Annotated in this window: 15 protein-coding genes and 1 tRNA gene; 9 read left to right on the forward strand and 7 right to left on the reverse strand. The window is 55.2% G+C overall.

Going from position 1 to position 11,897, the window contains the following annotated elements:
- Window positions 1-18: 18 nt before the first annotated feature.
- The 7 genes from EC86_RS0111805 to EC86_RS0111835 all read left to right on the forward strand — a co-directional run bounded on the left by EC86_RS0111805 (window position 19) and on the right by EC86_RS0111835 (window position 4,075).
- A complete protein-coding gene (locus EC86_RS0111805) occupies window positions 19-1,359 on the forward strand; it encodes a sensor histidine kinase (RefSeq protein WP_029525832.1) in 1,341 nt (446 codons plus the stop codon).
- A gap of 211 nt (window positions 1,360-1,570) precedes the next feature.
- The gene (locus tag EC86_RS27765; RefSeq protein WP_029525833.1) at window positions 1,571-1,735 is read left to right on the forward strand and encodes a DUF1328 domain-containing protein; all 165 of its coding nucleotides are present in this window, start codon (window positions 1,571-1,573) and stop codon (window positions 1,733-1,735) included.
- Between the two features lie 75 nt (window positions 1,736-1,810).
- A complete protein-coding gene (locus EC86_RS0111815; RefSeq protein WP_029525834.1) occupies window positions 1,811-2,215 on the forward strand; it encodes a DUF883 family protein in 405 nt (134 codons plus the stop codon).
- 102 nt (window positions 2,216-2,317) lie between these two features.
- On the forward strand, window positions 2,318-2,635 hold the full coding sequence (locus EC86_RS0111820; RefSeq protein WP_232229871.1) for a hypothetical protein: 318 nt from the start codon (window positions 2,318-2,320) through the stop codon (window positions 2,633-2,635).
- Between the two features lie 24 nt (window positions 2,636-2,659).
- Entirely contained in the window at window positions 2,660-3,124 is a 465-nt protein-coding gene (locus tag EC86_RS28805; RefSeq protein ID WP_156955305.1) for a hypothetical protein, read from the forward strand.
- Window positions 3,121-3,663 carry a ferritin-like domain-containing protein gene (locus EC86_RS0111830; RefSeq protein WP_029525836.1) on the forward strand — a complete coding sequence of 181 codons (543 nt, stop codon included), beginning with the start codon at window positions 3,121-3,123 and terminating at the stop codon, window positions 3,661-3,663. The genes EC86_RS28805 and EC86_RS0111830 overlap by 4 nt, the downstream gene beginning before the upstream one ends.
- A 97-nt stretch (window positions 3,664-3,760) precedes the next feature.
- Window positions 3,761-4,075, forward strand: coding sequence for a BON domain-containing protein (locus EC86_RS0111835; RefSeq protein WP_029525837.1), 315 nt, complete (start codon window positions 3,761-3,763; stop codon window positions 4,073-4,075).
- A 181-nt stretch (window positions 4,076-4,256) separates the two neighbouring features.
- On the opposite strand, the gene EC86_RS0111840 is transcribed toward EC86_RS0111835, so the two are convergent.
- The 7 genes from EC86_RS0111840 to EC86_RS28810 all read right to left on the reverse strand — a co-directional run bounded on the left by EC86_RS0111840 (window position 4,257) and on the right by EC86_RS28810 (window position 9,244).
- Window positions 4,257-4,802: a BON domain-containing protein gene (locus EC86_RS0111840; RefSeq protein ID WP_232229872.1), complete on the reverse strand. Its 546-nt coding sequence runs from the start codon at window positions 4,800-4,802 to the stop codon at window positions 4,257-4,259.
- A 115-nt stretch (window positions 4,803-4,917) separates the two neighbouring features.
- Window positions 4,918-5,742 (reverse strand): hypothetical protein, encoded by an 825-nt coding sequence (locus EC86_RS0111845; protein WP_029525839.1) that lies wholly within the window; start codon window positions 5,740-5,742, stop codon window positions 4,918-4,920.
- A 61-nt stretch (window positions 5,743-5,803) separates the two neighbouring features.
- Complete coding sequence (locus tag EC86_RS0111850; RefSeq protein WP_029525840.1) at window positions 5,804-6,226, reverse strand: BLUF domain-containing protein; 423 nt, start codon at window positions 6,224-6,226, stop codon at window positions 5,804-5,806.
- Between the two features lie 4 nt (window positions 6,227-6,230).
- Entirely contained in the window at window positions 6,231-6,953 is a 723-nt protein-coding gene (folE, locus tag EC86_RS0111855; RefSeq protein WP_029525841.1) for a GTP cyclohydrolase I, read from the reverse strand.
- Window positions 6,954-7,106: 153 nt separating this feature from the next.
- Complete coding sequence (gene clsB / locus EC86_RS0111860; protein WP_029525842.1) at window positions 7,107-8,342, reverse strand: cardiolipin synthase ClsB; 1,236 nt, start codon at window positions 8,340-8,342, stop codon at window positions 7,107-7,109.
- 144 nt (window positions 8,343-8,486) lie between these two features.
- Window positions 8,487-8,954, reverse strand: a complete 468-nt coding sequence (gene nudB / locus EC86_RS0111865) for a dihydroneopterin triphosphate diphosphatase (RefSeq protein ID WP_029525843.1) — start codon at window positions 8,952-8,954, stop codon at window positions 8,487-8,489.
- A gap of 172 nt (window positions 8,955-9,126) precedes the next feature.
- Window positions 9,127-9,244, reverse strand: a tRNA-OTHER gene (locus EC86_RS28810).
- A 112-nt stretch (window positions 9,245-9,356) separates the two neighbouring features.
- Between EC86_RS28810 and EC86_RS0111870 the strand changes: the two genes are divergently transcribed.
- Window positions 9,357-10,682 carry a tyrosine-type recombinase/integrase gene (locus EC86_RS0111870; protein ID WP_029525844.1) on the forward strand — a complete coding sequence of 442 codons (1,326 nt, stop codon included), beginning with the start codon at window positions 9,357-9,359 and terminating at the stop codon, window positions 10,680-10,682.
- A gap of 111 nt (window positions 10,683-10,793) precedes the next feature.
- Window positions 10,794-11,816, forward strand: coding sequence for a hypothetical protein (locus EC86_RS0111875; protein ID WP_029525845.1), 1,023 nt, complete (start codon window positions 10,794-10,796; stop codon window positions 11,814-11,816).
- Window positions 11,817-11,897 lie beyond the last annotated feature (81 nt).

Raw genomic sequence — 11,897 nt, forward strand, 5'->3', positions numbered from 1 at the left:
ACCGAACAGGAGTTAGTCTTGAAAAAATTTGCTGCGTTGAAAAGCGCCATCAGCCTGCCTCTGGCCATTCTGGCGGCTGCCTTCCTGATTTTCATCAACGAAGCGAGTTTTCAGCAATCAACCAAGGCGGTCGGCAACATGGAAAAGGCTCAGCAGACACGCAGTGCCATCACCCGTCTGGTCCGGCAGGTACTGGACGCGGAAACCGGACAGCGCGGCTACCTGCTGACAGGCGATCCACGCTATCTGGAGCCTTACAGGGCCGCAGTAGGCGATATTACTGAGAACCTCAACGTTTTGCAGCGGATTTTTGTTTCACAGCCTGCGCTAATCGGCGAGTTTGACACCTTGTCGCGTCATGTGTCGCGCAAGATGGCCGAGATGGACCTGAGTGTGCGCATGCGAAAGGAAGGCAATGACGATGGCTGGAAGTTCGTGCTGACCACCGACGTAGGCAAAGAGGAGATGGAAGCCATCAGGAATCAATCGGACAAACTGTCCGCAAGCAGCATCCAGCAGATGGAACAAGGCCAGGCACAAGTCAGGAAAGCGCTGCAGCTTTCTCGTATAGGCATCGCCACGACGGCGCTTGTCGGATTACTTGCTTTTTACATGTACCTGATGCAAAACAAGGCGCTGCTGGCCTCAGGGCAGCGCGAACAGGAGACGCTGGAGCGTGAGCGGGACCTGCTGGAAAAACAGGTCAGGGAGCGCACGGCAAGTCTGGCCGAACTAGCCACCCACCTTCAAAATGTGCGTGAAGATGAACGCGGCCACTTGGCGCGAGAACTCCACGATGAACTCGGCGCGCTTCTTACGGCAGCCAAGCTCGATGTGGCACGGCTCAAATCGAGGCTTGCCGACAACCTTCCGGAAGCCTCAGAGCGGCTTGAGCACCTGACCAGTACGCTCAACACCGGCATTGCCTTGAAAAGGCGCATTGTCGAAGACCTTCGACCTTCTTCACTTTCCCATCTTGGCCTGGTGGCATCACTTGAGATTTTGGCGCGCGAATTTGAGGAACAGTCGGGGCTGTCGATCACCACCGACCTGGAAACCGTTGAACTCGGTGGATCAGCGCAACTGACCGTTTACCGGCTGGTCCAGGAATCTTTGACCAATATTGCCAAATATGCCAACGCCACCCAAGTGGAAATCAGCGTTCACAACTTTGACAATTTCATCACTGTGGATGTGAAGGACAACGGCAAGGGTTTCAAACTGGAGAGCATCAGCCCAGGGAGCCACGGGCTCGCCGGCATGCGTCACCGTGTGGAAGCTGCCGGTGGAAAACTGACCGTAGCCAGCGCGGAGAACAAAGGCACTCAGGTCGGTGCTGTGCTGCCCAAATTACACTGAAGGACCAAGAGAAGAATCGCTTGAGTGCCAAGTTCCCGAAAAACCAAGCTGCGCGTTACAAAATGTCATCCTTTTCCTACAGGTCATTAACCCAGACCCTGACAGGGGTTTAAGTCCAAAGCCGATGGGAAAAACCTGCTCTTGGGGCGAAGCTACTTCCTGACAGTCAAGAAGCACTTTTCATGTGCCACGCTGCTACCAGGGAAATCAAATGCTGCACTACTCCGTTGTCTTTTTGGTGATCGCCCTGATCGCCGCAGTTTTTGGCTTTGGTGGAATCGCAGCGGGTGCCGTGGAAATTGCCAAAATTCTTTTCTTTCTGTTCGCTATCATGGCAATCGTCAGTTTTGTTCTAAGCTTGATCAGGAAAAACTAGCCTAAGCGAACAGCCGCTCCAAAGCGCTTGCTTTCGTATCCACTCTTTCATCATTTATTCACCAAGGAAAAAGACATGAACACAAACAGCCCCTCGAACATGGCGCGTGACGCAGTTCCTGCAATGCAAAAAGCGTCGGATGACATGATGAATTCAGCGGGGAAGGCTATTGAGGCAACACGTGAGCATGCCAACCAGGCGCTCGACAGGGCAGAAAGCAAGGTTCGCGAGTTACGTGGCAGCGTCGATCCAATGGTTGAAATGCTGGCCTCCAAGGCACAAAAAATGGCACGCCAGAGCCTTGACATGGCTTCCGAAGCCAGAGAGCGCGCTGAAAAATCGTTCAAGCATGCTGCAGATGCCACCACCCGTTATGTTTCCGAGCAACCCATGCGCTCGGTGCTGATCGCCGCAGCGGTAGGCGCGGCGGTTGCCCTGCTGGTTTCGAGTTCACGCCACCGCAATCACAATCGCTATTAAAATTTTCTCGCCAGCTATACCTACTCACCACTGACGCATCACTCTTCTTTACTTATGCTGCATCCTCTTATTTCAACGATTGTGCAAAGGCCCGATCTGGTCATGGACCATCTGTCTGCGTACGGATCGCTGTTTCACAAGGAAGCAACAAGTGCGGGTTCTGATCTGCTGGCGCGTGCAGTGGCAGGGATAACGGCTATTTTGGCGCTTGCTGTTTTTCTTGCACTCGCAGGAATAGCCCTGATGCTGGGTTTTTTACAAAACCAGTTCCACTGGATGCTGGTGGCAGTTCCGGGATTGGCCCTATTACTTGCAGTAATTGCCGCCGTGATTGCCATGAAACCTTTGAAAAGTGAGCGTTTCCCAGAGTTGAAAGCCCAGATTGACAGCGATGCACAGGCATTGCGTACTGTTTCCTGAATTACGTCATCAAAAGAAACCGATATGGCCTCTTTTCCTATCGAACTCACTCCTCAAGAGCGCCTGGCTATCAGCCGCAAGGCCATTGTCAGGCACATGAACCGGCATCATCGGGACGTTGAGGAGCGGTCAGACAGCGATATTGATGCGGTCAATGGAACACCAGGTTCAGGCATAGGTTCCCCAGGGCACAGTGTCCTGGGCAGAATCAGGTATGCGGCTCGGATGTGGTGGCACCGCCATCCTGCAAGTGCGGCAGTAGAACTTGCCCGTCCTCTTTTGAATGATTACGCAAGAGCCCACCCTTTCAATCTGCTGGGCATCTCCGTTGCCGCAGGCGCGGCTGTGGTGGTCATCAAGCCATGGCGCATGATCTCTGCGAGCGCATTGGTGGTGGCGGCAGTCAAATCGTCGGGCTTGTCAAACACACTGTTCACGATGTTTTCTTCTTTCATCCGCCCTTCTGGAAATGCTGATACAACACTATGAACAATATTACTAATCCCTCCAGCGAACTGAGCCTTGACCAATCGGCGCTCGAAGCTGTCAGGTCAAGCCTTGACCAAGGTGCGATCACCCCTTCCTATGGACCGCATCGCGAAGCCATTGTCAAGCTTTTGAACGATGCCTTGGCAACTGAACTGGTATGCGTGCTGCGCTACAAGCGGCATCATTTCATGGCCAGTGGCCTTTCGTCGCCCCGGATTGCTGACGAGTTCATGGTGCATGCCAATGAAGAATCTGCGCATGCTGACCGCATTGCCCAGCGCATCGTGCAATTGGGCGGCGAGCCTGACTTTTCGCCTGCCACCCTTTTGCAGCGCAGCCACGCGGACTATGATGAATCCAATGATTTGAAAACCATGGTCCGGGTCAATTTGATCGCCGAGCGGATTGCCGTGGAGTCTTATCGTCAGATGATCTCACTGCTTGCCGACAAAGACCCTACAACACGCAGAATGCTTGAAGACATTCTGGCGGACGAAGAAGAGCATGCTGACGAACTCAAAGACTGGCTGGATCTTTAAATCTCCAGGTGCTGGTCGATAGGCGTGGTGCCGTTAATCGACAGGCTTTTTAAAACTTTGCACCAATCTAAACAAATCAACTCGAAGAGGAAACCCTATGAAATACGCACGCGCAATTGCATTCGCAGCCTTGGCTGGCATCACCATTATCGGAAGCGGCTGCGCTGTGGGACGCGGCCAGGAGACCGTCGGTTCCTATGTTGATGATGCAGCTATCACGACGTCTGTCAAGGCAAAGATGGCCGAAGACAAGACTGTTTCAGCAACATCCATCAGCGTCGAAACGCTCAATGGAACCGTACAACTGTCGGGTTTCGCCAAATCAGGCGCTGAAAAGATGCAAGCCGAAAACATTGCCCGTGGCGTCAAAAATGTACGAAGCGTTCGCAACGACATCGTCGTTCGTCCTTAATCGATTTTCATATTCGATCACGCCGCCTTTTCAAGGCGGCGGAAAAAAGCAGGCAACGGAATATTTTCGTACCTGCTTTTTTTTCACCTCAGACGCGCGGCGAACGGTTAAAAATTCCCTGATTCTGAGAACGCCAGGCAGGTGATTGGTCCAGGCGATCATTCCGCGGCACTGGATGCAGTCAGTTGGCCTTAATAACCAGTTGGTTGTCTACCGACTGAACGCCGCTAAACGTTTTAGCAATCGCAGCAGCCCTTTCGCGCACGGCCTCTGTCGGAACGCTGCCTTTCAGCACCACTGCCCCGTTTTTTGTATCGACATTGATTTTAAACAGCCTGATTTCCGCGTCCTTTAGCAACTCCGCTGAAATGGCTGTTGTTATTGCCATGTCATCGATTTTGTTGATGGCTTTGTTGGCAACTACCTTGGCTGAGGATTCGGCATTTTCGGTGGCATTTTTCAGTGCCTCACCTGCCTTGGCAAAACCTGCCTCGGTTTTAGCCTTCACATCGGCGCCCGACTGCTCACCCTGGCGTTTTGCCTCGGCTGCAGCCTGCTCCGTCTTGCCAATCGCGGAGTCAAGTTTTTGACCGGGTGTCTGACTATCGTCGGGCTTGTTGCAGCCACTTAATAACGCAATTGCAATGCCTAGCGACGCGACAGCGAGGATGCGGGTTTTCAGACTAAAAACGGCAAGCTGTTTGGTGTGCGGATGTATTTTTCTCACGAACTAACCTTTTTTGTGGATTCAAAATTTTAAAGAGCCTGTGCAGCGAATTGATCTCGCCATCATCATCAGTATCGATGCAACAAGATTATCCTGCCTCAGTTCAACAGAACATTCAGGCCGTCACAATCCACCCTTCCAGCGCATCCATGCTGGCAGGCAAGCCATATCCAGGCGCACCCTGCTGCGCTGCCCAGGCAGCCTGCATCAGACAGAGCGCAGCGTCCAGGCTGTCGCCGCTTGCATCATCGACCAAGGCATCGCGCTGTGCATGGCTGACCTTCAGGCGCAGGCCCAGGCGCGTTTGCCCATGCTCCAGTGCAGTGATCAGGTCCTTTCGGGCAATAAGCCGCTCAGGCGTCTGCCTGGCCCTGTCATCGCTTTTATAAGACCGATTTCCCAATACCTCGCGGGCCAGCATCCCCGGATACCCTTCCAGCGCATTACGCCGGGTGTCCCCCAGGTGAAGGCCGGGGATGTGGACACCGGCTGCCACTAGCCGGGGAATGCCGGCGTGAAGCATGAAGGCAACCGGTGGATTGACCCACTTCATGGAGGGACTGGCGCCAGATGGCCCATCAGTGGCGCGATGGGCAAATTTTTGTCCGATGGGACGGGCATTGCAAAAAGCCGCAAACGTGTTGCGAATCTCAAGCCGGCTCAGACCGGCATAGTGATTCATCAATGCAATCCATTGTGTGGGCCAGCCCAGGTGCGTCACCAGTTCGCGCGGCAGTCCGAAAGGGAAATCAAACGCCCCAAGCCAGTGGCGGTCCTGGATTAGCCATTGCTCGAATCCGTGAAGCGAATCGAGGCGTTCCAGGCCTGATAGAAGCACACGTCCGTTAAGTGAAGTTCCCGAAGCCATCACGATGGGTTTGCGTCTGCTGGGGCTGCAGGAAAAATCGCAACCGACCAATAATTCAGGAATCAAGCCCATTGTGTCCTTGCGCTCCTGATGCAGTTCACCCGGGAACACCCACGGGTTCGCTGGCTATTTTTCAGGCACGACCGATGATGGAAGCGGTCGCCATCAGTTCTTCAAGCAGGGCCATGGATACCTTGCCAGAAGCTGCATAGGGATCAAGCTCGGCTTTCTCGGAGTATTTCAACAAGATGGAATGGTTCAGCTTGAGCAAATTGACCGTTCCCATGGTCCATCCGCCAAAGCGGCGCGCTGAAATTTCCTCAAAGTCCAGCAACACCACATCCTTGTGGCGCTGATCTTTCAGGATGTGTCCGTACAGTTCACTCACGGCCATGCGCCCGCCTTCGATGGCTTGCAGAAAAACGCCCCCACCGTAGCAAAGAATGCCGGTAATCCCCAGTGTCGGGTTGTACTGGCGGGAGTGCGCCAGGATGCTGGAGATGGTTTCGTCGCCGATATCCACAGCGCGACTCGCATAAAGCAAACGGACCAGCATGGGATCAGCCTTTTCTTGGAATAAGCGCCAGAAATTCGCGGCGCAAGGTCGGGTCTTTAAGAAAGACACCGCGCATGACCGAATTGATCATTTTGCTGTCCATGTCCTTGACGCCACGCCACGCCATGCAGTAATGGCTTGCCTCCATGACGATGGCCAGGCCGTCAGGCTGGGTTTTTTCCATGATCAGGTCAGCCAGTTGCACCACGGCTTCTTCCTGAATTTGCGGACGGCCCATGACCCATTCGGCCAGGCGCGCGTATTTAGACAAGCCAATCACGTTGGTATGTTCATTGGGCATGACACCAATCCATATCTTGCCGATAACCGGGCAAAAATGATGCGAACAGGCACTGCGCACGGTGATGGGCCCGACGATCATCAACTCGTTCAGGTGCTCGGCATTGGGAAACTCGGTGATGCTCGGCGCTGCCACGTAGCGCCCGTTGAAGACTTCGTTCAGGTACATCTTGGCAACCCGGCGTGCGGTGTTCCCCGTGTTGTGGTCACCGACGGTGTCGATCACCAGACTGTCCAGAACGCCCTGCATCTTGACCTCCACCTCATCAAGCAGGCGCTCCAGTTCGCCAGGCTCGATGAAACTGGAGATGTTGTCATTGGCATGAAAGCGCTTGCGTGCCTGAACCAGGCGTTCGCGTATCTTGACGGAAACGGGCGTTCCTTCGTCTGTCACATCCTGGAGAGTCGTAGTAGTTTTCATAAGCATGGCAGATATTACCAGCCCCCCTTAAACATGTCTTGAATGCAAAACAATAAGCTTTTTAGGCCTCCGCGCTTTACTGATAAGCGTTAATAGCTATGAATTAAATAGCAAATAGCGTTTGCAACGCTGGTCAGGCGGGTCACTGGTTTTTTTATTTCAATAGCGCTGGCCCGTCAGCATCAAGGCCAGCCGCATCAAGGCATAAGCCATCCAGCCCTGGATACGCCGGCCCAGAGGACGCCGGCTGTACACGGCAGGGTCTATGCGCACTCCGTGGTGCGCGACCGCATCACGCAGGCAGGCGCTGAGTTCGCCGGCAAAGGCACGGTCCTCGATCACCACGTTGGCTTCGCGGGCCAGCAGAAGGCTCAGCGGGTCAAGGTTGGACGAACCGACAGTCGCCCAGTGTCCGTCAACCACCGCCACTTTGGCATGCAGAAAGCTGGTGGAGTATTCGTGAATCTCGACACCTGCGGCCAACAGGGCGCCATACACCGGCCGGGCGGCATGGTATTGCATGAAGTATTCATACTTGCCCTGTAGCAGCAAGGTCACATGCACACCGCGCCTGGCGGTCTTCATCAGGGCGCGGCGCAACTTGCCGCCGGGCAAAAAATAAGCATTGGCAATGATGACCTCCTGGCGCGCCTTGCCAATGGCCTTGCGATAGGCTCTTTCGATGCTGTGGCGGTTTCGCAGGTTGTCGCGCAGCACCAGCGCTGCCTTGGGGCGTGAACTGCCCGCCAGGCCGGAGAGGCCGGAATCCACAGGCTGTGCCAGCAACTTTGCATCAGTCCGGCCACCGTAACCTGCCGCCTTGAATTTCTCCCAGGCTTCATTCAAATGCCTTTGCCGTGCGCTGTAGCCTGCCTGCACCCGCCACCACAACAGGGCCATGGCATCGGTGGCCTCGGCCGCCAAGGGTCCGGTCAGGGTCACTGCAAAATCAAAGCGCGGCGCCTCCAGTTTTCCATGGTTTGGGTCGTAAAAATCGTCCAGCACGTTGATGCCGCCGCAAAAAACAATCCGCTCGTCCACCACGCACAGCTTGCGGTGCAGCCTGCGCCAGCGCTCGGGCACCAGAAATCCAAAGCTTGATCCCACAGGCGAATACGCACACCACTGAACACCTGAACTGGAAAACTTTTGCTGCCAATCAGCGGGCAATGGCCCGGTACCGACCGCATCCACCAACACCTGAACCGTCACACCACGTTGGGCCGCCCGGACCAGGGCATCGGCCACAACAGCCCCGGACCCATGAAAATCAAAAATATAGGTTTCAAGCTGTATCCATTTGGCAGCACCGTCGAAGGCCTGGATAAGCGCGGGAAACAATGCCTGACCACCTTGAAGCAGTTGAAGTGTTTCGGGTTTGGTGGAATAGGTCATCAGTCGATGAACGAAGTTGTGGACAAATCTTCAAATCCCTGAGGGAGCAGCAAATCGATTGACATCAGACCATTGGAACCCAGAAGCCCGGGGGTTACCAGCAACGTTAACGGTTTGGGAATTTACCGACGCGGCCACAGCCATTCAATCGACTGAATCCATGAACCTTGGCAACAACAAGATCGCCTCGGCATTGGAGGGGGAAAAGCATTTTTCCGCAGCCTTCTGATGCGCCAGCCATTGCGAAGCCGTATGTTCCCGAGGACTGAGCCTGACTGCATAGCGTTCAGGCACGCACAGGCCGAAGACATGCTCGGTATTGCGTGTCACGCCGGGCGCATAGCGATGGCGCCAAGCCGGATAGATGTCGTAAACGTTCGAAATGCACCAGTCGCGCATTTGGGCCGGCGTGGCAACAATTCCGGTTTCTTCTTCAACCTCACGCCGCGCCGTTTCCAGCAACGACTCGTCTGGCGTGTCTTTTGAACCGGTAACGCTCTGCCAGAAACCTGGATGGTCAGCGCGTTCGATCAGCAGCACATCGAGCCGCGCCGTGTAAATGATGACCAGGACCGACTCTGGAATTTTGAATGCGGCAGTGTTTGGATCCATGGTCGATTATTGCGGCCTGATTGGCGGTGGTCGCACAACCCAATAATCCCTCAATCGCGTTGACTTGCCATGCTTCAGGAAGTGAGGGCCGCGCAGATCGCCAGATCAATGCACCGCAAGCGCTGACGTGCCAAAAGCCTGTTCGGAAGGCTCGAATTTTCCATATCTAGCGTGGTAGGGCGTCACGGACTTGAACCGTGGACCAAAGGATTATGAGTCCCACCTAATCCATATTTGTCTATGTTGATAGATGTAGATATAATCAATACAAATCAACAACTTACGCCGCTTTACTGGACAGTTATCCGGTTTGAGTGTTGATTGAAATAGGTCAATATTCGGCAAATAGTCTTACATCCGCCCTTACATCCTGGCGATGTAAGACGGGCAAGGGAATCAAACATGGCAAAGATTGCATTCACCGCTGGCCGGGTTGCTGGGTTCAAGTGCCCTCCCGACAAGAAACAGGCTTTTCTGTGGGACGTGACCGCGCCGGGGCTGGGCTTGCGTGCTACCCCTGCCGGAAAACCTGCTTATGTGTTCCAGAGCGTGTATCAGGGTAAAGACGTTCGTCTGACCATTGGAAGCCCTGCCGCCTGGAGCATCCCCGACGCGCAAGCCAAAGCCCGCGAACTGCAACGCCTGATAGATGAAGGCCACGACCCCAGAGGTTTGAAGCGTGACGCCCTGGCCGCACAAGCTGAAAAGCAGAGCGCCGCCGCTGCCGCGCAAGTCCAAGCCGCCGCCCATGCCCTGACCACGGGCGAAGTATGGGCCGTGTATCTGACCGAACGCCGCCCGCATTGGGGGGCTTTGCACTATGCCGACCATATCCGTTTGGCAAAGGCCGGGGGCTTGCCTGCAAACCGTGGAACCCGTGGCCGTGGCGTGACCATTGCCGGGCCGCTTTACCCCTTGATGGCGCTGCCCTTGCGCGACCTTGTCGCCCCCACAATCGAAGCATGGGCCGCCCATGAAGCCAAGACACGCGCAAGTGCCGCCCGGCTGGCGTGGCGCTGCCTGAAGGTGTTTCTAGGCTGGTGCTCAGAACAGCCCGCCTATGCTGACCTGCTGCCCGCAAAGAACCCAGCCAAGACAACGCGAAGCCGCGAAGCATTGGGCAAGGCTGGCGTTAAACAGGATGCCTTGATGCGGGAACAGTTGACCGTCTGGTTTGACGCCGTGCAACGTATCGGCAACCCGGTAACAGCCGCTTACCTGCAAACCCTGCTGCTGACTGGCGCAAGGCCGGGCGAAGTGCTGGGGCTGCGCTGGGACGACATAAACAACAAATGGAAGGGCTTGACCATCCGCGACAAGGTGGAAGGCGAGCGGGTGATTCCGTTGACGCCTTATGTCTCGCACCTGCTGGCCGCCCTGCCCCGCCGTAATGAGTTTGTCTTTTCGGGTGCTGCTGGTGCCATGAGCAAGCCCCATAAACCCCATTCAATCGCCTGCACCGTGGCCGGAATTGACGGCCTGACGCTTCATGGGTTGCGCCGTTCGTTCAAGAGCCTGACAGAGTGGCTTGAGGTGCCCGCTGGCGTGGTGGCGCAAGTGATGGGACACAAGCCCAGCGCGACGGCTGAAAAGCATTACACCGTGCGCCCGCTTGACCTGCTGCGCGTGCATCACGAAAAAATTGAAGCGTGGATTCTGGAGCAGGCCGGGGTGAAGTTTGACGCCCTGGCCGCGCCCGGTGCGCTTCGCGTGGTGCAAGCCGCGTAATACAGTTTTTGCCCCTGCCTAGCCTGCGCTTAATTACCGCTGGCGAAAAGTCGGAACCTTCACCGACAGGCAGGGGCTTTTTAATGAAGTGACGCCTTGAAGGGGGTGCCAATGACCAATGAAGAACTCAATCAAGCCTATGCTGAACAATTAGCGAATAGACGCGCTGCAAATTGCTTCGACATACATGAGGCCGCCCAAGCGATAGCCCTTCAATTGGGGCTCAATGAATACCGCACAGAAAAGCTACGCGATGACATGGGACAAGCTGCGTTTGATGGTGCATTGACGGTGCGAAGCCCAGGCGGGCACGACCAATACGCGCCCACAAGCCCGCCAAAGACGACCTACGGTTTTGACTCCCTGACAACGCCGGATGATGTCAACCAATGGGCAACCGAACGACGGTTTACATGGCGCTGGTTATCAGAGCCCAAGGACGAGGCTTCAAGTCCCGCCAGCGATTCCGAGTCTTTCCCGTGGCCGCGAGTGATGCACGGGCAAAGGGTTTGGAGGCTATCGGAAGCAATCGACGAAATAGCGCGTGTTTTGGAGTGGCACAGTTCCCAGCGCGACCGACTCATGGCCCAAGCCGTCAAGGATGCAACCGCTGGCGTGCTGGTGCTGCGTGACCTGTATGCAGGCGGCATCATGAAACGAGGAAGCCATATGTCCGAACTGTTGGACCATGTATTTAGCAGGGATATGAACGCTTGGCTTGATTTGATTGGTGCGCCGTTTCCTTATCGGCTGCCTGACGCCGAACCCGCGCAAGAGTCCCAAGCCACGACACCCAGCCCCGCGCCAGTGGTGGCCGATGAAATCGCCTTCGACATGATGGCAACCCGACAAGGGTTGATTAATGCCTTTGGTAGCTTCACCGGCATGAGCATGACATGGTTTGTCAATCTGAACGACAGCCCCAAATTGAAAGCCGCACGCAAGTACACCGGGCAAGGTGGTAGACATAGTGCAGAGCCGTTATTTTGTCCGTATGAGGTCATGCTGTGGCTGGCAGACCCCAGGCAAAAAAAGAGCAAGCCCTTAAACGACACGACAGCATGGCGACTACTGAAAAGCCATTTTCCGAAGGTTTACAACCTACATTCGATAGGAGACCCGAACGCCGATTGACCGGGGCAAATCAGCATATTGGCCGGGGTTAACGCCCCACTTTGGCCGGGGTTTGAGAGTGAAATTCGACGGGGGTAATCA

It is taken from the genome of Polaromonas glacialis (assembly GCF_000709345.1).
Lineage (GTDB): Bacteria > Pseudomonadota > Gammaproteobacteria > Burkholderiales > Burkholderiaceae_C > Polaromonas > Polaromonas glacialis.